At 67.3% G+C, this 25,268-nt stretch carries 19 protein-coding genes; 12 read left to right on the forward strand and 7 right to left on the reverse strand.

The window, feature by feature from the left end; translation table 11 throughout:
- Positions 1 to 4 precede the first annotated feature (4 nt).
- Positions 5 to 778 carry an ABC transporter ATP-binding protein gene (locus tag BBJ41_RS06075; RefSeq protein WP_069745756.1) on the forward strand — a complete coding sequence of 258 codons (774 nt, stop codon included), beginning with the start codon at positions 5 to 7 and terminating at the stop codon, positions 776 to 778.
- Positions 779 to 796: 18 nt separating this feature from the next.
- On the opposite strand, the gene BBJ41_RS06080 is transcribed toward BBJ41_RS06075, so the two are convergent.
- The 4 genes from BBJ41_RS06080 to BBJ41_RS06095 all read right to left on the reverse strand — a co-directional run bounded on the left by BBJ41_RS06080 (position 797) and on the right by BBJ41_RS06095 (position 3,346).
- Complete coding sequence (locus BBJ41_RS06080; RefSeq protein WP_011351482.1) at positions 797 to 1,267, reverse strand: Lrp/AsnC family transcriptional regulator; 471 nt, start codon at positions 1,265 to 1,267, stop codon at positions 797 to 799.
- Between the two features lie 335 nt (positions 1,268 to 1,602).
- A complete protein-coding gene (locus BBJ41_RS06085; RefSeq protein ID WP_069745757.1) occupies positions 1,603 to 2,244 on the reverse strand; it encodes an NAD(P)-dependent oxidoreductase in 642 nt (213 codons plus the stop codon).
- A gap of 126 nt (positions 2,245 to 2,370) precedes the next feature.
- Positions 2,371 to 2,826 (reverse strand): Rrf2 family transcriptional regulator, encoded by a 456-nt coding sequence (locus tag BBJ41_RS06090; RefSeq protein WP_069745758.1) that lies wholly within the window; start codon positions 2,824 to 2,826, stop codon positions 2,371 to 2,373.
- 91 nt (positions 2,827 to 2,917) lie between these two features.
- Positions 2,918 to 3,346 carry a hypothetical protein gene (locus BBJ41_RS06095; protein WP_069745759.1) on the reverse strand — a complete coding sequence of 143 codons (429 nt, stop codon included), beginning with the start codon at positions 3,344 to 3,346 and terminating at the stop codon, positions 2,918 to 2,920.
- Positions 3,347 to 3,539: 193 nt separating this feature from the next.
- Between BBJ41_RS06095 and BBJ41_RS06100 the strand changes: the two genes are divergently transcribed.
- The 8 genes from BBJ41_RS06100 to BBJ41_RS06135 all read left to right on the forward strand — a co-directional run bounded on the left by BBJ41_RS06100 (position 3,540) and on the right by BBJ41_RS06135 (position 17,501).
- Positions 3,540 to 3,875 carry a hypothetical protein gene (locus tag BBJ41_RS06100; RefSeq protein ID WP_069745760.1) on the forward strand — a complete coding sequence of 112 codons (336 nt, stop codon included), beginning with the start codon at positions 3,540 to 3,542 and terminating at the stop codon, positions 3,873 to 3,875.
- Positions 3,876 to 4,129: 254 nt separating this feature from the next.
- Positions 4,130 to 5,323 (forward strand): ammonium transporter, encoded by a 1,194-nt coding sequence (locus tag BBJ41_RS06105; RefSeq protein ID WP_069745761.1) that lies wholly within the window; start codon positions 4,130 to 4,132, stop codon positions 5,321 to 5,323.
- Positions 5,324 to 5,482: 159 nt separating this feature from the next.
- A complete protein-coding gene (locus BBJ41_RS06110; protein WP_069745762.1) occupies positions 5,483 to 7,447 on the forward strand; it encodes a PhoX family protein in 1,965 nt (654 codons plus the stop codon).
- Between the two features lie 556 nt (positions 7,448 to 8,003).
- Positions 8,004 to 8,828 (forward strand): IclR family transcriptional regulator, encoded by an 825-nt coding sequence (locus BBJ41_RS06115; RefSeq protein ID WP_069745763.1) that lies wholly within the window; start codon positions 8,004 to 8,006, stop codon positions 8,826 to 8,828.
- Positions 8,829 to 9,080: 252 nt separating this feature from the next.
- Complete coding sequence (locus tag BBJ41_RS06120; RefSeq protein ID WP_069745764.1) at positions 9,081 to 10,442, forward strand: MdtA/MuxA family multidrug efflux RND transporter periplasmic adaptor subunit; 1,362 nt, start codon at positions 9,081 to 9,083, stop codon at positions 10,440 to 10,442.
- Between the two features lie 15 nt (positions 10,443 to 10,457).
- On the forward strand, positions 10,458 to 13,571 hold the full coding sequence (locus tag BBJ41_RS06125) for an MdtB/MuxB family multidrug efflux RND transporter permease subunit (RefSeq protein ID WP_069745765.1): 3,114 nt from the start codon (positions 10,458 to 10,460) through the stop codon (positions 13,569 to 13,571).
- Positions 13,572 to 13,673: 102 nt separating this feature from the next.
- Positions 13,674 to 16,982 carry an efflux RND transporter permease subunit gene (locus tag BBJ41_RS06130; RefSeq protein WP_069745766.1) on the forward strand — a complete coding sequence of 1,103 codons (3,309 nt, stop codon included), beginning with the start codon at positions 13,674 to 13,676 and terminating at the stop codon, positions 16,980 to 16,982.
- Positions 16,983 to 17,117: 135 nt separating this feature from the next.
- A complete protein-coding gene (locus tag BBJ41_RS06135) occupies positions 17,118 to 17,501 on the forward strand; it encodes a VOC family protein (RefSeq protein ID WP_069745767.1) in 384 nt (127 codons plus the stop codon).
- A 73-nt stretch (positions 17,502 to 17,574) separates the two neighbouring features.
- Here the strand turns inward: BBJ41_RS06135 and BBJ41_RS06140 are convergent, their stop codons facing one another.
- Positions 17,575 to 19,047, reverse strand: coding sequence for an NYN domain-containing protein (locus BBJ41_RS06140; RefSeq protein ID WP_069745768.1), 1,473 nt, complete (start codon positions 19,045 to 19,047; stop codon positions 17,575 to 17,577).
- 255 nt (positions 19,048 to 19,302) lie between these two features.
- On the opposite strand from BBJ41_RS06140, the gene BBJ41_RS06145 reads away from it, so the two are divergent.
- The gene (locus tag BBJ41_RS06145; RefSeq protein ID WP_069745769.1) at positions 19,303 to 19,932 is read left to right on the forward strand and encodes an NAD(P)H-binding protein; all 630 of its coding nucleotides are present in this window, start codon (positions 19,303 to 19,305) and stop codon (positions 19,930 to 19,932) included.
- Between the two features lie 90 nt (positions 19,933 to 20,022).
- On the opposite strand, the gene BBJ41_RS06150 is transcribed toward BBJ41_RS06145, so the two are convergent.
- A complete protein-coding gene (locus BBJ41_RS06150) occupies positions 20,023 to 20,571 on the reverse strand; it encodes a peroxiredoxin (RefSeq protein WP_069745770.1) in 549 nt (182 codons plus the stop codon).
- Between the two features lie 277 nt (positions 20,572 to 20,848).
- On the opposite strand from BBJ41_RS06150, the gene cdpA reads away from it, so the two are divergent.
- Entirely contained in the window at positions 20,849 to 22,591 is a 1,743-nt protein-coding gene (cdpA, locus tag BBJ41_RS06155) for a cyclic di-GMP phosphodiesterase CdpA (protein ID WP_197680896.1), read from the forward strand.
- 27 nt (positions 22,592 to 22,618) lie between these two features.
- Positions 22,619 to 24,121: an HDOD domain-containing protein gene (locus BBJ41_RS06160; protein ID WP_069745772.1), complete on the forward strand. Its 1,503-nt coding sequence runs from the start codon at positions 22,619 to 22,621 to the stop codon at positions 24,119 to 24,121.
- 96 nt (positions 24,122 to 24,217) lie between these two features.
- Here BBJ41_RS06160 and BBJ41_RS06165 read toward each other — a convergent pair whose 3' ends face one another.
- The gene (locus BBJ41_RS06165; RefSeq protein ID WP_069745773.1) at positions 24,218 to 25,012 is read right to left on the reverse strand and encodes an ABC transporter substrate-binding protein; all 795 of its coding nucleotides are present in this window, start codon (positions 25,010 to 25,012) and stop codon (positions 24,218 to 24,220) included.
- Positions 25,013 to 25,268 lie beyond the last annotated feature (256 nt).

Consider the following 25,268-nt stretch of genomic DNA (forward strand, 5'->3'; position numbering starts at 1 on the left):
CACCGTGAACCTGCTCGAACTCGATGATCTCTGTCTCGCCTACGACACGCCGCACGGCCGCCGCACGGTGGTCGACGGGCTGAGCCTCGCGCTGCCGCGCGGCGACATCGGCTGCCTGCTCGGCGCGTCGGGCTGCGGAAAGACCACCGTGCTGCGCGCGATCGCCGGCTTCGAGCCCGTGCGCATGGGACGCATCATGCTGGACGGCACGCCCGTCGCGGCGCCGTCGCTCGACGTGCCGCCCGAGCGGCGGCGCATCGGCATGATGTTCCAGGACTATGCGCTGTTCCCGCACCTGAGCGCGGCCGACAACGTCGCTTTCGGCCTGCGGCGGATGCCGAAGGCCGAACGGCGGATGCGTGTCGCGAAAATGCTCGAACTCGTCGGCCTCGCCGATTCCGCCGGCGCGTATCCGCACGAACTGTCCGGCGGCCAGCAGCAGCGCGTCGCGCTCGCGCGCGCACTCGCGCCGTCGCCGGAACTGCTGCTGCTCGACGAGCCTTTCTCGAATCTCGACGTCGACACGCGCGAGCGGCTCGCGTTCGAACTGCGCGACATCCTGAAACGCACCGGTCACACCGCGATCCTCGTCACGCACAACCAGGCCGAAGCGTTCGCGATCGCCGACCGGATCGGCGTGATGAAGGACGGCCAGCTCGCGCAATGGGATACCCCGTATGCGCTGCACCACCATCCGGCCAGCCCGTTCGTCGCGGATTTCGTGCGCCGCGACGCGCTGGCCGACGAACGCGCGCGCGCACTGGCGCGCGGCCGCTGAACCTGCCGCCAGCGAGCGTCAGGCCGGCTCGGCAAGATCGCGCACGGGCAGCGCAGTCGAATACTTGATCTGCTCCATCGCGAACGACGAGCTGACGTCGAACAGCGGCACCGCGCGAATCAGCTGCTTGTAGACGCGGTCGTAATCGTCAATGCCGGCCACCACGACGCGCAGCAGGTAATCGGTCTCGCCGCTCATCCGGTAAACCTCGACCACTTCCGGCATGTCGCGCACGGCCTGCGTGAAACGCTGCGCCCACTCTTCGGTGTGCTGGTTCGTGCGGATCGCGACGAACACGGTCGTGCCGACCCCGAGCTTGCGCGGATCGCACAGCGCGACCTGAGCGCGAATCGCACCGGTCTCCTTGAGCCGCTGCACGCGCTTCCAGCACGGCGTCTGCGACAGGTTCACGCGCTGCGCCAGCTCCGCGATCGGCAGCGTGGCATCCGCCTGCAACAACTCCAGCAGCTTGCGATCGATGGCGTCCATTTCTCCAGTCCCTCGTAAATAGAAATTTATTCTATGCATTCTGCACAACGGGGAACGATATGAAATGCCCCTCTCCGCGTCGACCGGGATAAACACCAATCGGAACCACTGCATTCGCCGAGCGGACGCGCGACCACGGCAACGCGCCCATCCTGCGCCCGCGCGCCCTCGCATGAAACGGCCTGCCGCCCCGCTCCGTCGCCTGGTCGCGAACCCTAAAAAAGAAAGGCGATCCCACCCGTCAGGATGGAATCGCCCGCATGCGTTGCCCGTCGCGGCTTCGGCGCCGCATCGGGACCACGCCGGCGCTCACGCGCCGCCGCTTGTCGCCCGCCTCAATACGCGACCGTCGCGATCTCGCGCACGAAGCTGTCCTGCTCGAGCGCATCGACGAATGCGACCGCGTAGTCTTCCGCCGAGATCTTGCTGTTGCCTTGCGCGTCCGCGATCAGCTTGCCGACGCCCGTGCGGAACGTGCCCGTCCGCTCGCCCGGCGCGATCATCGCGGCCGGCGCAAAGAACGTCCAGTCGAGATCGGCGACCGTCTTCAGGTAATCGAGCGCATCGCGATGTGCGAGCGCGACCGGCTTGTACGCGTCCGGGAAACCTTCGCTGTCGACGAGCTGCTTGCCCGGCGCGACTTCGAGCGATCCCGCGCCGCCCACCACGACGAGCCGCTTCAGGCCCGCCTGACGCGTGCCGGCGACCAGCGCCTTCGCGGCCGCGACGACCTTCGCCGCACCTTCCTGCTTCGGACCATACGCGCTCGCGACGACGTCATGACCCGGCAGCGCGGCCGCGATGCTGGCCGCGTCGAACAGGTCGGCCGCCTTCGCGGTGATGCCGTCCGCAGCTGCGCCGGAATGGCGCGACAGCGCGGTCACACGATGGCCGCGTCGTGCGGCTTCCGCTGCGATGCGCGAGCCGATCATGCCGGTGGCGCCGAACAGCGCGATATTCAAGGTACGTTGGGTCATATCGATGCTCCATAAAAATATGTAACATATTTAGTTACACAAAAGACCAAAAAAAACGAGGAACCCCCCGTTGTGCCGATCGGCGCGACTGCGCGCCGCCCGGCCGCTTTCTCTGCCTGCCGCCGGTTACCCGCCGGCACGCCCTTTACGCTGCATACGCTGCTCCAGATCCAGCACGTCAGCCGTGACGTCGGCAAGCGTGCGCGTGGCGAGCGACGCTTCCATCGCGCGCTGCGCGTCGCCGATATAGTCGATCAGCGCACCCTGGATGTGCCGCCCGACCAGACACGCGGGATTCGGCGCCTCACGGTGCAGCGCGAACAGTTGCGCATCGTCGACTGCTCGATACACATCGAGCAGCGTGATTTCGCCGGGCTCGCGCGCCAGCAGCGCGCCGCCGCCCGCGCCGAGCTGCGACGTGGTCAGCCCCGCGGCTGCCAGCATCGACAGCAACCGGCGGATAAGCGCCGGATTCGTGTTCACGCTGCCGGCGATGATGTCGGACGACAGCGGCACGCCTTCCTTCCCCGACAACAAGGCAAGCACGTGGACGGCAAACGCGAACCGGCTGCTGGTATTCATTCCTCACCTACCCGACGACGCCAGCCCGGACCGCGGCCGGCGACAATATGTAACCATGATAAGTACATTTAGCCAATAACGCAAGCCGGCGTCATTGACCGCTCGCGGGCTTGGCGCCCGCCGCGTTCTGCTGGCTCCACTGCTGGAGCTTCTTGCCGGCTTCGGCGATCTTCGCGCCCGCTTCGGACGCCGCATGCGCGACGACCGCGGAAGCCGCCGCGTCGATCTGCGCCTGCGCGGCGGACGCAAGGCCGCTGGCGGACAGCGGCGGCACGGCCGACGCCGCGGACGCGATACCGGCCTTCGCGGCGTTGATCTGCTGGTTGACGGTGCTCGCCACCTGGTCGAGCGCCTTGGCCGCATTGTTCGCGGCGTCGGCCGCCGCGCTCGCGGCCGTATCGGGTTGCGCGACCGGCGTGCCGGACTTCTCGCAGCCCGCGAGCAACAACAGCGCACCGGCCGCCACGGCCGCCAGCGCGAACCCGGGCACGCGACGCGCCCGCGATGTCTTCATGTTCATCAGCAATCTCCGGCCGCGCGTCGCACGGCCTCATGGTTGGACCGAGGTCGATGATACCGCCTGTGGAACAGGCCCAATGACGACCCGCGATTAAAAATGCCTTTCAATTTCGGATTCGTCTGATTCAATCGCAGGCGCGACATCACTAAAGTGGGCACGCTTCAATCCGCCTCATACGTGTCCCTTTTTTCTCATGGATTTCCTCGTCGACTGGTTCATCGCCCTGGCCGCGCTGCTCGCCGCCACCCTGTTCCTGTGCCTGCGCCCGCCATCGGCGCGCCGTCTGGCCGAGGCCGGACGCCCGCGCCGCGTCGCGTCCGCGCGCCTGCTCACGCAAGCCGTGATCGGCTTCTGGACGGCCGCGCTGATCGTCGCGCAAGGCATCCTCGGCCCCGACGGCGACGGCCAGTCGCTCGCGGGCTTCTTCTCGCTCGCCTTCGCCGCGCTCGGGCTGACGACCGTCGCCGCGTACTGGTCGGCGTGTGCGCTGCGGTTGCGCCGGCCGCGCACGCTGTTCGCGCGTCACTGACGCGCCAGATCGGTGCGTGAAGACGCACCCTTGCGCACCACGCTGCGCCACGCCGCCCGCCAAACGCACCAGTTCCGCACGCGCCGCACCACGCCCGTGCACTCGACATCACCGCCGGCTACGCCCCCTTGCCGTGCACGATTCACCGGAATGCCGCACCGCGCGGTGCCCGGGCACCAACACCACGCAGTCGTTCACCAAGTTGGCTCGATACTTGCGTTCCTTGCCCGTTTTTTGCGCAAGGAAGCCACGGCATGGATGGTCTGAAATCCGGCGTCGACACACTGTTCCTGTTGATCGGCGCCGTCATGGTGCTCGCGATGCACGCGGGCTTCGCATTTCTCGAACTCGGCACGGTCCGCAAGAAGAACCAGGTCAACGCGCTCGTGAAGATCCTGGTCGACTTCTCGGTGTCGACGCTCGCGTACTTCTTCATCGGCTACACGATCGCGTACGGCATCGAATTCTTCGACGACATCGGCACGCTGTCGCAGCACAGCGGCTACGCGCTCGTCCGCTTCTTCTTCCTGCTGACCTTCGCGGCGGCGATCCCTGCGATCGTGTCCGGTGGCATTGCCGAACGCGCGAAGTTCAACCCGCAACTCGTCGCGACGCTCATCATCGTCGGCTTCATCTACCCGTTCTTCGAAGGCATCGCTTGGAATGAACGCTTCGGCGTGCAGGCATGGCTCACGCACGCGTTCGGTGCGCCGTTCCACGATTTCGCGGGCTCGGTCGTCGTGCATGCGTTCGGCGGCTGGGTCGCGCTGCCGGCCGTGTTGCTGCTCGGCGCGCGCCACGGCCGCTATGCGAAGGACGGCCGCATCGCCGCGCACCCGCCGTCGAACATCCCGTTCCTCGCACTCGGCGCGTGGGTGCTCGCGGTCGGCTGGTTCGGCTTCAACGTGATGAGCGCGCAGACGCTCGACAAGATCAGCGGCCTCGTCGCCGTGAACTCGCTGATGGCGATGGTCGGCGGCACGCTCGCCGCGTGGATGGCCGGCCGCAACGACCCGGGCTTCACGTACAACGGGCCGCTCGCGGGCCTCGTCGCGGTGTGCGCCGGCTCCGACGTGATGCACCCGATCGGCGCGCTCGTCACGGGCGCGATGGCCGGCGCGCTGTTCGTCGCGATGTTCACCTGCGTGCAGAACAAGTGGCGCATCGACGACGTGCTCGGCGTGTGGCCGCTGCACGGCATGTGCGGCGCGCTCGGCGGCCTCGCGGCCGGCGTGTTCGGGCTGCCCGCGCTCGGCGGCCTCGGCGGGGTGTCATTCATGTCGCAGCTCGTCGGCACGCTCGGCGGCATCGCGATCGCGACCGCGGGCGGCACGCTCGTCTACGGCGCGCTGAAAGCGACCGTCGGGCTGCGCCTCGACCGCGAAGCCGAGTTCGACGGCGCCGACCTGTCGATCCACCGCATCTCGGCGACGCCCGAACGCGATTGAGCGCCTGACGAACGCCAGACACATCATTACGTTTTCAATTCAAAAAACTTTCATCTAGCGTCCTTACACTTCCGTCCAGTTTTCAATACGCCTTCGCGAAGCTTGCCGATCGCCTGCTTCGCGAAGGCCATTCTTCCAACAACTGAAACTGGACTCCACATGCCCGCGTTGCCCAATGTTGCCCGTCGTCAGGCCCTGAAGATCCTCGCCGGCGCGCCGATGCTGCCCCTTTCCGGCCTCGCGCTGCCGGCCCTGCTGACAGGTTGCGGCGGCGACGACAACCCCGCGTCGACGCCGGCCCCGGTGGCTGCCGCCTACACGTCGGCGACGTTCTCCGCGATGGCCGCGCCCACGCTCGACAACGCGGCCGCGATGGCCACGACGACGGTCGGCTCGACGCTGTCGGTGTCGTTCTCGGACGGCTCGTCGCGCAACTTCAAGCTCGCGTACCGGCCGTTCTTCGTGACGGGCGACATGGTGCCGGACGGCAAGGGCGGCACGACGCTCGCGGGTGGCTACTACGACATCAACAACCAGCCGATCATCGACCGTTCGGTGGCCGGCAAGGAACGCCAGTTCTATTCCGACTGCCCGGACGGCAGCTCGCTGCTCACGCTGAAGAACGCGAACGTGCCCGGCGTGAAGGGCAACACGGTGTTCGCAGTCGTGCAGTTCGAATACACGACGCGCGACCAGGCCAGCGCATCGCAGTACGGCCAGCTGCCGTCGCCGATCGCCGTGCTCACGCTCGACCAGGACCCGGCCAATGGCGCGCTGAAGGTCGTCAAGTACCACAACGTCGACACGTCGAAGGCACACGGCCTGTGGATCACCTGCGGCGCGAGCCTGTCGCCGTGGGGCACGCACCTGTCGAGCGAGGAGTACGAGCCGGACGCGACGAAAGTCGCGACCGACGCGCAGTTCAAGGCGTTCAGCAAGAACACGTTCGGCGACGAGACGAAGGCGAACCCCTACCACTACGGCCACCTGCCTGAGATCACCGTGAACGCGGACGGCACGGGCACCGTGAAGAAGCACTACTGCCTCGGCCGTATCTCGCACGAGCTGATCCAGGTGATGCCAGACCAGCGCACGGTGATGATGGGTGACGACGCAACCAACGGCGGCCTGTTCATGTTCGTCGCCGACAAGGCGGCCGACCTGTCGGCCGGCACGCTGTACGTCGCGAAGTGGACGCAGACGTCGTCCGCCGGCGCCGGCACCGCGACGCTCACGTGGATCCGGATCGGCCACGCGACGAGCAGCGAAATCGAAACGCTTGCGAACACGCTGAAGGCATCGGACATCATGGACCTGGTGACCACCGACCCGAACGATGCGAGCTATACGAAGATCCACTTCGGCGGCAAGTTCAACTGGATGCGCGTGAAGCCGGGGATGGAAAAGGCCGCCGCGTTCCTCGAGACGCACCGCTACGCGGCGCTGCTCGGCGGCAGCATGGGCTTCACGAAGCTTGAAGGCACGACCGTGAACGCGAAAGACAAGATCGTCTACACGGCGATGTCGCGGATCGAGACGTCGATGGTCAAGGGCAACGCGGTGTCGCGCGACGTCGCGGTCGACAAGAAGATCGCCGCGGGCGCCGTCTACGCGCTGAACCTGAAGGCCAGCCAGCGCGACACGACGGGCAACGCGATCGACAGCGAATGGGTGCCGGTCGACATGGGCGCGCCGGCCGCGCTCGTCGGCGAGGATCTCGCCGCGGCCGATGCGCTCGGCAACCTCGCGAACCCGGACAAGATCGCGAACCCGGACAACCTGAAGTTCTCCGAGAAGCTGCGCACGCTCTTCATCGGCGAGGACTCGGGCATGCACGTAAACAACTTCCTGTGGGCGTACAACGTCGACACGAAATCGCTCGTGCGCGTGCTGTCGTGCCCGGCCGGCGCCGAATCGACGGGCCTGCACGCGGTCGACGAAATCAACGGCTGGACGTACATCATGAGCAACTTCCAGCACGCCGGCGACTGGGAATCGCCGCTGCACGACAAGGTCAAGCCGACGCTCGATCCGCTCGTGCGCACGAACTTCAAGGATCGCTTCGGCGCAAGCGTCGGCTACCTGACGGCCGAGCAGACCAGCATCAAGCTCGCGAAGGCCTGACCGGGCCGTCCGAGGGGGGCTCGCCCTCCTTTCTTCATCACCGTTCATTCGTCGGCGCTCCACGCCGTTTCATGCGCGATGCCCAGTGCGGGCATCGCGTTTTTTTTGCGCGCGGCGCGCGCGCACGAACACACCCCGCGCGGCGCTGGCGCGGTCGTTTTTCGAGGTCGGGTGATAATACGGGCCTGACGCGTCCTGGCGGACGGGCAAAAAAAAGCGCCACGGAGACCGTGGCGCTAAAAAAGTTCTAGCCATTCCGAGGGCCGTGCTAGAACCTGAGAGACTGCGCGAAACACCGTTGCCGGTTAAACTCCTGAAACGATGTTTCGAAAACGTGAGACATTCTTTCCGTTTCCGCCCGACAAGTCAAGCGGTATTTGCACCGGTTCATGCACATTCCGGCAATGCTCATTTGAGCGTTTTCCTAATAAACCAAGGGTGAACCCGTAAAATCTCATCCAATGACCGGTTCGCCCGCGGAACATGCATCTTTTGACAATAGTCCTACAATACCAACAAAATTGAAATCGAGTTTCGGAATTAGAGAGAATCCCTCGTGTCGACAACTGTAACCCCTCCCGTGTCCCGGGAACGCGAATCGTCGCCCGACGAGATCACCGCGCTCGCCCGCGGCCTTGCCGTGCTGCGCCGTATCGCGGCTGCCGACGCCCCCGTCAGCAACCGCGAACTGACCGAATTGACCGGTATCCCGAAGCCGACCGTCTCGCGCATCACCGCGACGCTGGTAAGCGCCGGCTTCCTGTTCCAGTTGCCCGACAGCGAGCGCTTCGTGCTCACCGCGTCGGTGCTCGAGCTGAGCCACGGTTTCCTGCGCAACTTCGACATCCGCGCGCGTTCGCGGCCGTTCATGATCGAGCTGGCCGAGCGCACGTCGCTGTCCGTGCACCTCGCGGTGCGCGACCGGCTCGACATGGTCGCGATCGACGTGATCCGGCCGCGCTCGGCCGTGCTCGTCACGCGCCTCGAGATCGGCTCGCGGATGGACATCGCGCGCACGGCAGTGGGCCGCGCATATCTCGCCGCACTCGAGGAAGACGAGCGGCGCCTGCTGCTCGAGTCGCTACGCACCACGGCGGGCGACGACTGGCCGCACGTCTCGTCGCGCCTGACCCCCGCGCTCGACGAAGCCATGCGCGACGGCCACGCGATCGCGATCGGCGAATGGCGCGAGGGCCTGAATGCGGTCGCTGCCGGTTTCGTCGGCCCGTCGGGGCAGCGCTACTCGGTGAATTGCGGCGGCGCGGCGCACCAGTGCTCGCCCGAATGGCTGCAGGAACACGTCGTGCCCGCGCTGCACGAATGCATCGCGAAAATCACCCGCGAGATCGGCGGCGCACCGGCCCGCCGCATCAGCGTGTAATCGTTCCGTCATCGTCCCGTCGCGTTCTGTAACGACCGTAACCCGTTGAAAGATAGACCGCTGGACTGTAACGGGGGCGGGACGTAGGATCATGCCCATCGTCGCGCCGCCTTCGCGGCGCGCACCGCTCTTTTCCCGCGCGGGTCGGCGGGGCCCCGGACCGAGCCGGCCGGCCCTCCCGGCACCGCATGCCCACGCGCAGCCCAGCAGTCCGCATCCCGGCACGCCGCGCCGTCTTCCTGACAGAAAACGATGGATAACGAACAAAAGCCCACGCCCCCTTCGAAAGATTCCGCCGCACCCGCTGCGCGACGTCCGCGCCGCACGCTGCTGGCCGGGACGATTGCGGTCGTCGTCATCGGCGGCCTGCTGTGGTGGCATCCGTGGAATCGCACGCCGGCCGCCACCCCCGGCGCCGGCAGCGCGGCCCAGGGGGCCAGCAGCGGTGGCGGCGGGCGTCACAGCCGCGGCGGCCCCGCTGCGATGGCGAACGTTCCGCAGCCCGTGCAGGTCGCGACCGCGACGCAGGGCGAAATGCCGATCGTGCTGTCCGCGCTCGGCACCGTGACGCCACTCGCGAACGTGACGGTCAAGACGCAACTGTCGGGCTATCTGCAATCGGTGGCGTTCCAGGAAGGCCAGATCGTCAAGAAAGGCGACGTGCTCGCGCAGATCGACCCGCGCCCGTACCAGGTGTCGCTCGAAAACGCCGAAGGCACGCACGCGCGCGATTCGGCGTTGCTCGCGACGGCCCGCCTCGACCTGAAGCGCTACCAGACGCTGCTGTCGCAGGATTCGATCGCGTCGCAAACCGTCGATACGCAGGCATCGCTCGTCAAGCAATACGAAGGGGCGGTGAAGACCGACCAGGCCGCGATCGATTCCGCGAAGCTGAACCTCACGTATGCGCGCATCACGGCGCCCGTGTCGGGCCGCGTCGGCCTGCGCCAGGTCGACCCCGGCAACTACGTGACGCCGGGCGACTCGAACGGCATCGTCGTGATCACGCAGTTGCAGCCGATGAGCGTGATCTTCACGACGTCGGAAGACAACCTGCCGCAAATCGTCAAGCAGGTGAACGCGGGCCAGAAGCTGTCGGTCACCGCGTACAACCGCAACAACACGGTGCCGCTCAAGACGGGCTCGCTCGCGACGCTCGACAACCAGATCGACACCAGCACGGGCACGGTCAAGCTGCGCGCGAACTTCGATAACAAGGAAGGCATGCTGTTTCCGAATCAGTTCGTCAACACGCGGCTGCTCGTCGACGTGATGCGCAATGCGACGATCGTGCCGACGTCCGCGGTGCTGACGGGCTCGATCGGCCAGTTCGTCTATGTCGTGAAGCCCGACAACACGGTGACGGTACGCAAGGTCACGATCGGCCCGGTCGACGGCGAACGCACGAGCATCGTCAGCGGCGTCGCGCTCGGCGAGCGCGTGGTGACCGACGGCTCCGACCGCCTGCGCGAAGGGTCGAAGATCTCGATTCCGGCCGACAAGCCGAAAGGCGCATCGGGCGCGCGCGGCGCCGGCGCGGCGTCGGGCGCCTCGGATACGGCCGGCCACCACGGCGGACACAAGCACGGCGCGTCGCAGGCAGCGGCCCAATAACGCGCGGGCCGCTCGATGAATCCATCCCGCCTCTTCATTCTCCGGCCGGTCGGCACCGCCCTCCTGATGGCGGCGATCATGCTGGCCGGCCTCGTCGCATTGCGCTTCCTGCCGCTCGCCGCGCTGCCGGAAGTCGACTACCCGACGATCCAGGTCCAGACCTTCTACCCGGGCGCGAGCCCGGAGGTGATGACCTCGTCCGTGACCGCGCCGCTCGAACGGCAGTTCGGGCAGATGCCGTCGCTGAACCAGATGTCGTCGCAAAGCTCGGCCGGCTCGTCGGTGATCACGCTGCAGTTCTCGCTCGACCTGCCGCTCGATATCGCCGAACAGGAAGTGCAGGCCGCGATCAACGCGGCCGGCAACCTGCTGCCGTCCGACCTCCCTGCCCCGCCGATCTACGCGAAGGTCAACCCGGCCGACGCGCCGGTGATCACGCTCGCGGTCAAGTCGAAGACGCTCCCGCTCACGCAGGTGCAGGACCTGGCCGACACGCGCCTCGCGATGAAGATCTCGCAGATCGCGGGCGTCGGCCTCGTCAGCCTGTCGGGCGGCAACCGCCCGGCCGTGCGGATCCAGGCGAACCCGACCGCGCTCGCGCAGTACGGGATGAACCTCGACGACCTGCGCACGACGATCTCGAACCTGAACGTGAACACGCCGAAGGGCAACTTCGACGGCCCGACGCGCGCCTACACGATCAACGCCAACGACCAGCTCACGAGCGCCGATCAGTACAACAGCGCCGTCGTCGCGTACAAGAACGGCCGGCCGGTGATGCTGACCGACGTCGCGAAGGTCGTCGCCGGCTCGGAGAACACCAAGCTCGGCGCGTGGGTGAATTCGGAGCCCGCGATCATCCTGAACGTGCAGCGCCAGCCGGGCGCGAACGTGATCCAGACGGTGGACGCGATCAAGGCGCAACTGCCGAAGCTGCAGGAAACGCTGCCGGCCGCGCTCGACGTGGAGATCGTCACCGACCGCACGACGATGATCCGCGCGGCCGTGCGCGACGTGCAGTTCGAACTGCTGCTCGCGGTCGGGCTCGTCGTGCTCGTGATGTACCTGTTCCTCGCGAACATCTACGCGACGATCATTCCGAGCCTGTCGGTGCCGCTGTCGCTGATCGGCACGCTCGCGGTGATGTACATGGCCGGCTTCTCGCTGAACAACCTGTCGCTGATGGCGCTGACCATCGCGACCGGCTTCGTGGTCGACGACGCGATCGTGATGATCGAGAACATCGCGCGCTACGTCGAGGAAGGCGAATCGGGGCTCGAGGCTGCGCTGAAGGGCTCGAAGCAGATCGGCTTCACGATCATCTCGCTGACGGTGTCGCTGATCGCGGTGCTGATCCCGCTGCTGTTCATGGGCGACGTGGTCGGGCGCCTGTTCCACGAATTCGCGATCACGCTCGCGGTGACGATCGTGATCTCGGCGATCGTGTCGCTCACGCTCGTGCCGATGATGTGCGCGAAGCTGCTGCGCCATTCGCCGCCGCCGGAAAGCCACCGCTTCGAGGCGCGCGTGCACCGCGCGATCGACTGGGTGATCGCACGCTACGCGGTCGCGCTCGAATGGGTGCTGAACCGCCAGGGTTCGACGCTCGTGGTCGCGGTGCTGACGCTCGTGCTGACCGGGCTGCTGTACGTGTACGTGCCGAAGGGCTTCTTCCCCGCGCAGGACACGGGCGTGATCCAGGCGATCACGCAGGCGCCGCAATCGATCTCGTACGGCGCGATGGCCGAACGCCAGCAGGCGCTCGCCGCCGAGATCCTGAAGGACCCGAACGTCGACAGCCTTACGTCGTTCATCGGCGTCGACGGCAGCAACATCACGCTGAACAGCGGCCGGATGCTGATCAACCTGAAGGCGCGCGACGACCGCTCGGAGACCGCGGCCCAGGTCATCCGCGACCTGCAGCACCGCGTGCACGGCGTGACCGGCATCTCGCTGTACATGCAGTCGGTGCAGGATCTGACGATCGACTCGACCGTCAGCCCGACGCAGTACCAGTTCATGCTGACGAGCCCGAACCAGGACGAATTCGCGACCTGGGTGCCGAAGCTCGTCGCGCGGCTGCAGCAGGAGCCGTCGCTCGCCGACGTCGCGACCGATCTCCAGAGCAACGGCCAGTCCGTCTACATCGAGATCGACCGCGCCAGCGCCGCGCGCTTCGGCATCACGCCGGCGACCGTCGACAACGCGCTGTACGACGCGTTCGGCCAGCGCATCGTGTCGACGATCTTCACGCAGTCGAACCAGTACCGCGTGATTCTCGAATCCGAGCCGAAGGAGCAGCACTACGCCGAATCGCTGAACGACATTTACCTGCCGTCGGCCGGCGGCGGCCAGGTGCCGCTGACGTCGATCGCGTCGTTCCACGAGCGGCCGTCGCCGCTGCTGGTCGCGCACCTGTCGCAGTTCCCGTCGACGACGATCTCGTTCAACCTCGCGGCGGGCGCGTCGCTCGGCGAGGCCGTCAAGGCCATCGAGGCCGCCGAGAAAGACATCGGCCTGCCCGCGTCGTTCCAGACACGCTTCCAGGGCGCGGCGCTCGCGTTCCAGGCATCGCTGTCGAACCAGCTGTTCCTGATCCTCGCGGCGGTCATCACGATGTACATCGTGCTCGGCGTGCTGTACGAGAGCTACATCCACCCGATCACGATCCTGTCGACGCTGCCGTCGGCCGGCGTCGGTGCGCTGCTCGCGCTGATGATCACCGGGCACGACCTCGACATCATCGGGATCATCGGCATCGTGCTGCTGATCGGCATCGTAAAGAAGAACGCGATCATGATGATCGACTTCGCGCTCGAGGCCGAACGCGTCGAAGGCAAGCCGCCACGCGAGGCGATCTACCAGGCGTGCCTGCTGCGCTTCCGGCCGATCCTGATGACGACGCTCGCCGCGCTGCTCGGTGCGGTGCCGCTGATCGTCGGCTCCGGCGCGGGCTCCGAGCTGCGCCAGCCGCTCGGGATCGCGATCGCCGGCGGCCTGATCGTGTCGCAGGTGCTGACGCTGTTCACGACGCCGGTGATCTATCTCGGCTTCGACTCGCTCGCGCGCCGCGTGCGCGGCTGGTTCGAACGCCGCGGCCCCCACGCCGGCACGCGCACGGATGCGTAAATGAAACGACCCCCACGCTCACTTCGTTCGCGTGGGGGGCGCACCCCCCCATCTCCCGAAAACGCATCCGTCGGAACACGGGGCGGCCCAGCGAGTGCCGACATGAACCTGTCGCGTCCCTTCATCACCCGCCCCGTCGCGACGACGCTGCTCGCGCTCGGCGTCGCGCTCGCGGGCCTGTTCGCGTTCATCAAGCTGCCGGTGTCGCCGCTGCCGCAGGTCGACTTCCCGACGATCTCGGTGCAGGCGTCGCTGCCGGGCGCGAGCCCAGAGACGGTTGCGACCAGCGTGACGAGCCCGCTCGAGCGGCATCTCGGCTCGATCGCCGACGTATCCGAAATGACGTCGACGAGCACGGTCGGCAATGCGCGGATCATCCTGCAGTTCGGCCTGAACCGCGACATCGACGGCGCCGCGCGCGACGTGCAGGCCGCGATTAACGCGGCGCGCGCCGACCTGCCTGCAGCGCTGAAGAGCAACCCGACCTACCGCAAGGTCAACCCGGCCGACTCGCCGATCATGATCGTGTCGCTGACGTCGGAAACGTCGTCGCCCGCGAAACTGTACGACGCCGCGTCGACGGTGCTGCAGCAGTCGCTGTCACAGATCGACGGGATCGGCCAGGTGTCGGTGAGCGGTTCCGCGAACCCGGCCGTGCGCGTCGAGCTCGAACCGCAATCCCTGTTCCATTACGGGATCGGCCTCGAAGACGTGCGCGCCGCGCTTGCCTCCGCGAACGCGAACAGCCCGAAAGGCGCGATCGAGTTCGGCCCGCAGCACTTTCAGCTCTATACGAACGACCAGGCGTCCCAGGCGTCGCAGTACCGCGACCTCGTCGTCGCGTACCGCAACGGCGCGGCCGTGCGGCTGTCCGATCTGTCCGACGTCGTCGATTCGGTCGAGGATCTGCGCAACCTCGGCCTGTCGAACGGCAAGCGCGCGGTGCTCGTGATCCTCTACCGCTCACCCGGCGCGAACATCATCGAGACGATCGACCGCGTGCGCGCGGCGCTGCCGCAGCTCACCGCGTCGCTGCCGGCCGACATCACGGTCACGCCCGTGCTCGACCGCTCGACGACGATCCGCGCGTCGCTGAAGGACACCGAGCACACGCTGCTGATCGCGATGAGCCTCGTCGTGATGGTCGTGTTCCTGTTCCTGCGCAACTGGCGCGCGACGCTGATCCCGAGCGTCGCGGTGCCGATCTCGATCATCGGCACGTTCGGCGCGATGTACCTGCTCGGCTTCTCGATCGACAACCTGTCGCTGATGGCGCTGATCGTCGCGACCGGCTTCGTCGTCGACGATGCGATCGTCGTGCTCGAGAACATCTCGCGGCACATCGAGAACGGCAAGCCGCGCATGCAGGCCGCGTTCGACGGCGCGCGCGAGGTCGGCTTCACCGTGCTGTCGATGAGCATCTCGCTCGTCGCGGTGTTCCTGCCGATCCTGCTGATGGGCGGCATCGTCGGGCGCCTGTTCCGCGAGTTCGCGCTCACGCTGTCGCTCGCGATCGCGGTATCGCTCGCGGTGTCGCTCACCGTCACGCCGATGATGTGCGCACGCCTGCTGGCCGAATCGCACGACCCGCAAAGCGAAGGCCGCTTCGGGCGCTTCCTCGAGCGCGGCTTCTCGCGCATGCAGCGCGGCTACGAGCGTTCGCTGTCGTGGGCGCTGCGCCGGCCGCTGCTGATCCTGATGACCTTGTTCGCGACGATCGGGCTGAACGTCTACCTGTACATCGTCGTGCCGAAGGGCTTCTTCCCGCAGCAGGACACCGGGCTGATGATCGGCGGCATCCAGGCCGACCAGTCGACGTCGTTCCAGGCGATGAAGCTGAAGTTCTCCGAGATGATGCGGATCGTGCAGGGCAACCCGAACGTAAAGAGCGTCGCGGGCTTCACCGGCGGCACGCAAACCAACTCGGGCTTCATGTTCGTCACGCTGAAGGATCGCACCGAGCGCAAGCTGTCGGCCGACCAGGTGATCCAGCAACTGCGCGTGCCGCTGTCGGACGTCGCCGGCGCGCGCACGTTCCTGCAGGCCGCGCAGGACATTCGCGTCGGCGGCCGGCAGAGCAACGCGCAGTACCAGTTCACGCTGCTCGGCGATTCGAGCGCCGATCTGTACAAGTGGGGGCCGATCCTGACCGAGGCGCTGCAGAAGCGCCCCGAGCTGACCGACGTGAACTCCGACCAGCAGCAGGGCGGCCTCGAGGCGATGGTGACGATCGACCGCGCGACGGCCGCGCGGTTCGGCATCAAGCCGGCGCAGATCGACAACACGCTGTACGACGCGTTCGGCCAGCGCCAGGTCTCGACGATCTACAACCCGCTGAACCAGTACCACGTCGTGATGGAAGTCGCGCCGAAATACTGGCAGAGCCCGGAAATGCTGAACCAGGTGTGGGTCAGCACGTCGGGCGGCAGCGCGAACGGCTCGCAGACCACCAACGCGGCCGCCGGCACCTACGTCGCGACGTCGGCCGGCACGTCGAGCGCCGGCACGGCCACGCAGAGCGCCGCGGCGATCGCGTCCGATTCCGCGCGCAACCAGGCGCTGAACTCGATCGCGGCGAGCGGCAAGTCGAGTGCATCGTCGGGCGCGTCGGTCTCGACGTCGAAGTCGACGATGATCCCGCTGTCGGCGATCGCCACCTTCGGGCCGAGCACGACGCCGCTGTCGGTCAACCACCAGGGCCTGTTCGTCGCGACGACGATCTCGTTCAACCTGCCGCCGGGCGTGTCGCTGTCGCAGGCGACGCAGGTGATCTACCAGACGATGGCGCAGATCGGCGTCCCGCCGACGATCGTCGGCAGCTTCCAGGGCACCGCGCAGGCGTTCCAGCAGTCGCTGGACAACCAGCCGATCCTGATCCTCGCCGCGCTGCTGGCCGTCTATATCGTGCTCGGGATCCTGTACGAGAGCTACATCCACCCGATCACGATCCTGTCGACGCTGCCGTCGGCCGGCGTCGGCGCGCTGCTCGCGCTGCTGCTGTTCAAGACCGAGTTCAGCATCATCGCGCTGATCGGCGTGATCCTGCTGATCGGCATCGTGAAGAAGAACGCGATCATGATGGTCGACTTCGCGATCGACCAGACGCGCAACAACCAGAAATCGTCGTTCGACGCGATCCACGAGGCGTGCCTGCTGCGCTTCCGCCCGATCATGATGACGACGATGGCAGCGCTGCTCGGCGCGCTGCCGCTCGCGTTCGGCAGCGGCGACGGCGCCGAGCTGCGCGCGCCGCTCGGGATCGCGATCGCCGGCGGCCTCATCGTGTCGCAGGTGCTGACGCTCTATACGACGCCGGTCGTCTATCTGTACATGGACCGGCTGCGCGTGTGGGCCGAGAAGCGGCGCGACCGCCGCGGGAATTCCGGCGGGCAGGCGATCGCCGGAGAGTGACGGTGCATGAAGGTGCGTGATGGCGCATGACGGAAGCGGCTGCCTGCCGGGCGGCCGCTTTCCGCGCTTGAACCGCGGCGGCGATCGGCTATCGTGAGTCCATGCCCACCGCGGGGCCCTTCACGGGGACACACCATGAACGTCCAGCTCAACCATACGATCGTCTGGTGCCGCGACAAGCGCGCGTCGAGCCGCTTCCTCACCGAGCTGCTGGAATTGCCGCCGCCGACGCCGTTCGGCGCGATGCTGGTCGTCCGGCTCGACAACGGCGTGTCGCTCGATTTTTACGAAAAGGCGGGAGAGATCGCGGCGCAGCATTATGCGTTCCTGATCGACGAAGCCGGTTTCGATCGCGTGTTCGCCCGCATTCGCGAACGCGGGCTGCCGCACTGGGCCGATCCGGCCAAGCGGCAACCCGACGACATCTACCGCCACAACGGCGGCCGCGGCGTGTATTTCGACGATCCGGACGGCCATTTCCTCGAAGTGATGACGCAGCCGTATGCGCTGAACGGCTAGGCCGGCGTTGCGCCGGCCGGGATCGCGCGGCACGGGCGCCGCCCGGTTTCGGACGGCACCCGGCCGGCGGCCGTCACTCGGCGGCGGTCGCCGTCTTGCGCGGACGGCGCGCGCGCGGCGCCGCCTTGCGGGCCGGCTTTTTCTTGGCTACGGCCGGCGCGTCGGCAATCGGTTCGGCAGCCGATTCGACCGGCGCGGCATCATGCGACGGTTGGGCAGCAGCGTCGCCGCCGAAATCGCCGGTTGCCGACTCGGCGTGCGTCACCGCAGCGTGCCGCTCGTCACGTTGCGCGGCCTCGCGATGGCCGTCGTCGGCATGCTTGCCGTGCGCGTGCTTGTCGTCGCCGTGCTTCGCCGCGCCATGCGCCGCGTCGTCCGGCTTCCCGGCCGCCTGACGGCCGGCACCCTTCGCGGCGGCCCCCTTCTTGGCGCCGGTTTTCTTCGCCGCGCTCTTGCGTGCGCGCTTGCGGCCGTCCTTCGCATCGCCGTGCGCTTCGGCCGTTTCGGCCACTTCAGTCGCTTCAGCCTGCGCGACCGCCGCCGTGTCGGCGAGCTCGGCCACGGCCGCCTCTTCCGCTTCGACCTGCACGCTTTCATGCACGACCGCTTCCGCCCGCTGCCCGCGACGTCGCGGCTCGCGCCCGGCCCGCGCCGGCTCCGCCGCGCGCGCGCCGTGGTGCGCGGCGCCGCCGTCACCGGCCGTCGCGACGTGCTCGGCGGCCGCCTGCTGGCGCGCCCGCGACACGAACGCGCCCGACTTGTCGTCGCGCCCCACTTCGAGCAGACCGCGCGCCTGCGCCTCGTCGAGCAGGTTGCCGAACGCGCGGAACCCGTAGTACGACTCGTTGAAATCCGGCTTGCGGCGCTTGATCGCGCTCTTGAGCACCGACGCCCAGATCTTGCCGACGTCGTCCCGCTCCGACGCGAGCGCATCGAACGTCTCGACCGCCAGCGCGATCGCCTCGGCCTTGCGCGCGTCCATGTCGTGCTTGCGCGACGGCTCGTCGGGCCGCTTCGGGCCGCCGTTGCCCACACGCTGCTGTTCGCGCTTGGCGAGCGCGCGCTGCTGCTCGCGCACCAGATCGTCGTAGAAGATGAATTCGTCGCAGTTCGCAACCAGCAGGTCCGACGTCGATTTCTTCACGCCGACGCCGATCACCTTCTTCGCATTCTCGCGCAGCTTTGACACGAGCGGCGAGAAATCCGAGTCGCCGCTGATGATGACGAACGTATCGACGTGCGACTTCGTGTAGCAAAGATCGAGTGCGTCCACGACGAGCCGGATGTCGGCCGAGTTCTTGCCCGACTGGCGCACGTGCGGAATCTCGATCAGCTCGAAGCTCGCCTCGTGCATCGACGCCTTGAAGCCCTTGTAGCGATCCCAGTCGCAATAGGCCTTCTTCACGACGATGCTGCCCTTCAGCAGCAAGCGCTCCAGCACGGGCTGGATGTCGAATTTCTCGTACTTCGCGTCGCGCACGCCGAGCGCAACGTTCTCGAAGTCGCAGAACACGGCCATGCTGACGTTGTCCAGGGGTAATGCCATGTGTACTCCAACCGGTTGGCCGACGCGTTGTATTGCGTAGCGGCGAAAAATGCATCGCGCACATGATAGCCGGTCGGCGCGTCATTCCCGAATCCGGGTGAATGAATGGCGGACCGAACGTCCGCCGCGCCGGGCAGCCCGCGCCGGTGCGCCCCTTATTACCCGCCCGCCATCGGGCCAAATCGACATTACACTTGAGTTATCAGTCGTCCGTCCCTATCTGGAAGGATGACGCATCGAGCAAGGAGCGGTTTCATGACGACGAAGGTACTGCTGATTGGCGCGACCGGCCGCACCGGCCAGGCCTGCGCGGATCTGCTGCTCAAGCAGCCGGAGTTCGAAGTCACGGCGCTCGTGCGCCGGCACGGCTATGCGCTGGCGGGCGCGCGGGTCGTCGAGGCCGATCTGACGAACGATTTTTCGCACGCCTTCCAGGGCATCACGCACGTGATCTACACGGCCGGCTCGGCCGAATCGGAAGGCGCGGCCGAAGAGGAACAGGTCGACCGCGACGCGGTCGCCCGTGCGGCCGAATACACGCTTGCCTACAACGCGCAGAAGCTCGTGGTGATCAGCTCGCTGTCCGCGTACCGCCCCGAGCAAGGCCCCGACGCGCTGCGCCACTATTCGCAGATGAAGCGCGAAGGCGACGAGCGCGTGATCGCATCGGGCGTCGACTACGTGATCCTGCGCCCCGGCCCGCTCGCCGACGGCCCGGGCGTCGGCAAGATCGCGCTGACCGACGCCTGGCTCGATCCCGCGCCGCCCGTGTCGCGCCAGGACGTGGCGTGGGCTGCGATCGAGGCGATCAAGCTCGGCATTTCGCGCAAGATCGTCGGCTTCGTCGGCGGCAGCGTGCCGATCGAACAGGCCTTGCGCGCGTAGTCGCACGGCACGCGCCGCCGTGCGGCGGCGCGTTTTCCGCTGCCCGCGGCAAGGCCAGCCACGCCGGCCGTCTTGCCGCGCGGCGGCCGCTTACTGCTTCGGATGCGCGTCGGCCCACGCCTTCACGGCGGCAAGCGTGTTCTCGACGTGCTTGTCCGGCGACAGGCTCGTGTACTCGTAGAGAATCTTCCCTTCCGGCGAAATCACGTACGACACGCGGTTCGCGCGGTCGAGCGCCGGCAGCTTCGCGTCGTATTCGCGGATGATCTTCGCGTCCGGGTCGGCCGCGACCGGGAACTTGCTGCGGCACTCGCTCACCGAGAACTTCGTCAGCGTGTCGATATTATCTGCCGATACGCCGATCACCGTCGCGCCGTAAGCCTTGTAACGATCGACCGCATCCGCGAACGCGTGCGCCTCGATCGTGCAGCCCTTCGTGAACGCGGCCGGGTAGAAATACAGCACGACCGGCCCCTGCTTCAGCGCGTCGGCCAGCGAGTACGTGTAAGTCTTGCCGCCCAGCGACGCCTGCGTCGTGAAATCGGGTGCCGCGGCGCCCGGCTTCAGTTCCGCCTGCGCCATCAGCGCATGGCCGGCCACCAGCGCCGCCACGGCGCCCACCAACAGTTTTCGCTTCATCTGCGTCCTCATTTCTTATAAAGTCAGCCTCGATGTAGGCCACGTCGACGTTCGCCTGTCGAACGCCCGCGCATGATCCGGCCCGGCGGCAGCGCCATCCGAGGCCGGTCCGTTAAAGATTCCGCACAGTCTGCCGTTATTCCTTCCGGACAACCGGTTCCAGCCCTTCACGTCAGCGAGAAACATGGAAGCCAACAGGAAACAGACGTCACGCAAGGGCTCCTGGCGCAGCGCCTTGCATACGCTGCGCCGCTTCGCCTGGTCGGGCGGCGCGCTGATGCCCGCGCGCGCCGGCGCGCCGCGCCGCGACGACTCCGTGCGCAACTGGCTGGAACAGACGGTCGGCACGGTGGACTTCCTCGCCCATGTCGACCGCGAGCTGCGCTTTCTGTACGTGTCCGACGCGAGCCTGCGCTTCATCGGCTACCACCGCGACTACCTGCACACGCTGACGTTGCGCGACCTGATCGCCGAACAGGATACCCCGGCGCTCGAAGGCCTGCTTGCGCGCGCCGCACGTTCCGGCCAGGTCGAGAAGGCGACGATGTGCATCGTCAAGTCGCTGACCTACCCGCTGGACGTCGAGATCCGTGCGTTCAAGAGCCGCCACCACGGCGTCGACGGCTTCGCGATCGCGGCGTTCGACGTGTCGTCGTGGCGCGCGCTCGAGGCGCGCCTCACGTATGAAATGCACCACGACCCGATGACCGGGCTCGACAACCTGTCCGCGCTCGTGCCGGCGCTGATGCGCGCGCAGCAGACCGCCGACGAGGACGGCACCTGCGCGGCGCTGCTGCTGCTCGACCTCGACGACTACCAGCGGATCAACCGCGCGCTCGGTTACGACGCGGGCGACACGCTGCTGCGCGAGACCGCGCAGCGGCTGAAGGCGCTCGTCACGCCGAACGAACGGCTCGCGCGCGTCGCGAGCGACAAGTTCGCGGTCGTGCTCGGCGCGCCGGACCGCACGCAGGCGAGCAACACCGCCGACGCGCTGGCACGCCGGCTGCAGGCTGCGGTACGCCAGCCCTACGTGTACCAGGGGCAGACCGTGCACCTGTCCGCGAGTATCGGCATCGCGCTGTATCCGGACGAACGTGCCGCGCCCCACCGCGCGCAGCACCACAGCCCGCTGCTGCGCCGCGCGGACCACGCGCTCGCGCAGGCGAAGTCGTCGGGCGGCAACGCGCTCGCGTTCCACGCGCCCGTCGACGATCCGGCCGATGCCGAGCGGCTCAAGCTCGAAGCCGACCTGTACGACGGCGTGCGCAACGGCGAGTTTTCGCTCCATTTCCAGCCGATCACGCGCAGCCAGTCGGGCGCGGTGGTCGGCGTCGAGGCGCTGATCCGCTGGCGCCATCCGGTGCACGGCCTCGTGCCGCCGGCCACCTTCATTCCGCTCGCCGAATCGATCGGCCTGATCAACTACCTCGGCAACTGGGTGCTCAAGGCCGCGTGCATGCAGCTCGTCGCGTGGGACCGCCAGGGGCTCGCGCTGCAGTACGTGGCGGTCAACGTGTCGCCGCAGCAGTTCCGCGACCCGCGCTTCACGCAGAGCGTGCGAGAGGCGATCGCGCTGACGGGCATCGACCCGCGCCGCATCGTGCTCGAAATAACCGAAAGCCTGCTGATGCACGATCCCGCGCATGCCAAGGTCTTGCTCGAGGAGCTGACCGACCTCGGCATCCGCTTCGCAATCGACGATTTCGGCACCGGCTATTCGAGCCTCGCGTATCTGCAGCGCTTCCCGCTCGCGAAGCTGAAGATCGACCGCAGCTTCGTCGAGAACCTGCTGACGTCGCGCAACGACCGCGCGATCGTGTCGGCCGTGGTCGGTCTCGCGCAGACGCTCGATCTCGAACTCGTCGCCGAAGGCGTCGAGACCGAGGCGCAGCGCGCGCTGCTGACCGAGATGGGCTGCAATCATATCCAGGGCTGGCTCGTCTGCCAGGCGCTACCGTCCGAGGAACTCGCGCGGCGCTTCGAGGCACACCAACTGCACCTGCACGCCGCCGCCTGACGCGCGCGGCGAATCGGACAGATCCGTATGTCAATCACCGAACACCTGCCCCGCACCGCATTGCTCGACAAGCTGTGGGCGCGGATGAGCGAACGGGGCGACTTCCCGCTGCTGTCGGAATCGCTGCGCGCGACGATGGCCGCGATGAAGAACGACGACCTCGACTTCACCGCACTCGTGCGCGTCGTGCTGTCCGATTTCGCGCTCACGCAGAAAGTGCTGCGTCTCGCGAACTCCGCGATGTACATGGCGTTCGGCGGCAACATCACGACCGTCACCCGCGCATTGATGGTGCTCGGCATGGACGCGGTCGGCCATCTCGTCGTCGGGCTGAAGCTCGTCGACCATTTCCACCACAGCACGCCGCGGCGCATCGACGCGAAGCTCGAACTGAACCGCGCGCTCCTGTCCGGCTGCGTCGCGCGCAAGCTCACCGAGCACGCCGAACTGCGCGCCGGCGAGGAAGCCGTCGTCTGCACGCTGATGCGCCAGGTCGGCAAGCTGCTCGTGGTCTGCTATCTCGACAGCGAATGGGACCGCATCCGCCGGCGCGCGGCCGAGCTGAACGGCGACGAAACGGCCGCCTGCACCGACGTGCTCGGCGTCGGCTTCGACGAGATCGGGCTCGAGGCCGCGACGCGCTGGCGGCTGCCCGACGTGATCCGCGCGGGCATGGCCGACACCGACCACGCAGCCCGCGCCGACGCGTTCGACGACGAATACGACGACGACCGCAACGCGGGCCATCCGGCCGACGACGACCCGGACGACCGCGTACGCTGGCTGCGCGCGGTGAGCCGTTGCTCGACCGATGTGGCCAGCGCGCTCGTGATGCCCGCGAGCCCGCAACGCGATGCGCGCATCGCGACGCTCGCGCAGCACTACGGCACGGAACTCGAGATGGACTCCGACGCGCTCGTCGAGATCGCCGACCGGCTCGCGCGCGAGGAAGCGAGCGACACCGTGATGCGCGAGATCGTCGAGCTGCGCGCGAACGCCGATGCGATCGCGCGCGCGCAGGCCGAGCCCGAGGCCTGCCTCGAAGCCGGCCTCGCCGACCTGCGCGCGCTGCCGTCCGAGCACGTGCTGACGCCGGTGCTCGCGCTCGCGTCGGAAAGCCTGCTGGCCGGCCTCGCCTTCACGCGCACCGTGATGTTCGTGCGCCACGACGACGGCATGTTCGCCGCCCGCCTCGGCTTCGGCACGGGCGTCGATGCGGCGCTCGACCGGCTGCGCTTCGACGAGCGTTTCGAGCCTGACGTGTTCCACCTCGCGATCACGAACTCGGTCGGCATCTTCATCGAGCAGGCGCAGGAACCGAAGATGCTCAAGCGGCTGCCCGCGTGGTATCTCGACGCGTTCGACGACACGCGCGCGTTCGTGCTGCTGCCCGTGCGCGTCGGCACGACGACCGTCGCGCTGCTCTACGGCGACTGGGCCGGCGCGCAGCCCGCGCGCAAGATCACGCAGCAGGAGATGAGCGTGCTCAACGAGCTCGCGCGCGAACTGGGCCGCTTCTTCCCCGCCTGACACGGCCGCCGGCCGGCCCGCCTCTGCCGATTCCGGTCCTCAAAAGCAAACCGGCCGCATAAGCGGCCGGCTGCATCGTGCGGTAGAACGCAACGCTTACTTGAGCGTCACGGGCACGCTGAAGTACTTCTTCGCGAGGTTGTCGATCGTGCCGTCGGCCTTCAGCTCCTTCAGCGCCTGATCGAGCGCGGTCTTCAGTGCCGCGTCGTTCTTGCGCAGGCCGAAGCCGACGCCCGAGCCGAGGATTTCGGTATCGCTGACGGTGCCGCCCGCGAACGCGAAGCCCTGGCCTTGCGGCTTCGACAGGAAGCCCTTCGAACCGGCTTCCGAATCCTGGAACGTCGCGTCGAGACGGCCCGACTTCAGGTCGGCATACGCCAGATCCTGCGTCTGGTACGGCACGACTTCAACACCGGCCGGCGCCCACTTCTTCTTCGCGTACGCTTCCTGGATCGTGCCCTGCAGCACGCCGACGCGCTTGCCCTTCAGCGATTGCGGGGTCGGCAGCAGGCCGCTGCCCGTCTTCGCGATCAGCTGGTTCGGAATCGTGTAGATCGGATCGGTGAACGCGATCGCGTGCTTGCGCTGGTCGGTGATCGTCATGTCCGAGTTGATCGCATCGAACTTGCGCGCCTGCAGCGCGGGGATCAGGCCGTCGAAGTCGTTCTCGACCCACACGCACTTCGTCTTCAGCTTCGCGCACACCGCGTTGCCGATGTCGATGTCGAAGCCGGTCAGCTTGCCGTCGGGCGTCTTGTATTCGAACGGTGCGTACGACGCCTCGACGCCGAAGCGGATCTCTTTCAGATCCGCGGCAAACGCGCTGCCTGCCGCCACGGCCGATGCCGCCACCACCGCGTGCGCGGCCACTTTACGCCAGTCCAACTTCATCAGGTGCTCTCCTCGATACTCGAATGTTCCGGAACTACGGGCGCATGCATCATTGCAGGGCCAGATGACACCGGCAATGCCGATGCCGCGCCGTGATGCGGCGCAACAGCCGCAAGGCCGCGATTGTACCAATCCGCGCGGCCCGATATGGCAAAGCGGCTGCCGGCGCGCGATGCTGCAGTGCGCGCACGACGCCGCTCATGCCGGCCGCCGAACTTGCAAGACGATGTCGCAAATACGCAAGGCAGGCCGCGCT

Origin of the sequence: Burkholderia stabilis, from assembly GCF_001742165.1 — a bacterium.
Classification (GTDB): Bacteria; Pseudomonadota; Gammaproteobacteria; order Burkholderiales; family Burkholderiaceae; genus Burkholderia; species Burkholderia stabilis.

Bases quoted from the DNA above. Each gene is read 5' to 3' on its own strand.
- BBJ41_RS06100 (WP_069745760.1), top strand. From the start codon at position 3,540: ATGGATTTCCTCGTCGACTGGTTCATCGCCCTGGCCGCGCTGCTCGCC.
- BBJ41_RS06150 (WP_069745770.1), bottom strand. From the start codon at position 20,571: ATGAAGCGAAAACTGTTGGTGGGCGCCGTGGCGGCGCTGGTGGCCGGC.
- BBJ41_RS06125 (WP_069745765.1), top strand. From the start codon at position 10,458: ATGAATCCATCCCGCCTCTTCATTCTCCGGCCGGTCGGCACCGCCCTC.
- cdpA (WP_197680896.1), top strand. From the start codon at position 20,849: ATGCCCGCGCGCGCCGGCGCGCCGCGCCGCGACGACTCCGTGCGCAAC.
- BBJ41_RS06090 (WP_069745758.1), bottom strand. From the start codon at position 2,826: ATGAATACCAGCAGCCGGTTCGCGTTTGCCGTCCACGTGCTTGCCTTG.
- BBJ41_RS06095 (WP_069745759.1), bottom strand. From the start codon at position 3,346: ATGAACATGAAGACATCGCGGGCGCGTCGCGTGCCCGGGTTCGCGCTG.
- BBJ41_RS06165 (WP_069745773.1), bottom strand. From the start codon at position 25,012: ATGAAGTTGGACTGGCGTAAAGTGGCCGCGCACGCGGTGGTGGCGGCA.
- BBJ41_RS06145 (WP_069745769.1), top strand. From the start codon at position 19,303: ATGACGACGAAGGTACTGCTGATTGGCGCGACCGGCCGCACCGGCCAG.
- BBJ41_RS06120 (WP_069745764.1), top strand. From the start codon at position 9,081: ATGGATAACGAACAAAAGCCCACGCCCCCTTCGAAAGATTCCGCCGCA.
- BBJ41_RS06160 (WP_069745772.1), top strand. From the start codon at position 22,619: ATGTCAATCACCGAACACCTGCCCCGCACCGCATTGCTCGACAAGCTG.
- BBJ41_RS06130 (WP_069745766.1), top strand. From the start codon at position 13,674: ATGAACCTGTCGCGTCCCTTCATCACCCGCCCCGTCGCGACGACGCTG.
- BBJ41_RS06105 (WP_069745761.1), top strand. From the start codon at position 4,130: ATGGATGGTCTGAAATCCGGCGTCGACACACTGTTCCTGTTGATCGGC.
- BBJ41_RS06140 (WP_069745768.1), bottom strand. From the start codon at position 19,047: ATGGCATTACCCCTGGACAACGTCAGCATGGCCGTGTTCTGCGACTTC.
- BBJ41_RS06085 (WP_069745757.1), bottom strand. From the start codon at position 2,244: ATGACCCAACGTACCTTGAATATCGCGCTGTTCGGCGCCACCGGCATG.
- BBJ41_RS06110 (WP_069745762.1), top strand. From the start codon at position 5,483: ATGCCCGCGTTGCCCAATGTTGCCCGTCGTCAGGCCCTGAAGATCCTC.
- BBJ41_RS06080 (WP_011351482.1), bottom strand. From the start codon at position 1,267: ATGGACGCCATCGATCGCAAGCTGCTGGAGTTGTTGCAGGCGGATGCC.
- BBJ41_RS06135 (WP_069745767.1), top strand. From the start codon at position 17,118: ATGAACGTCCAGCTCAACCATACGATCGTCTGGTGCCGCGACAAGCGC.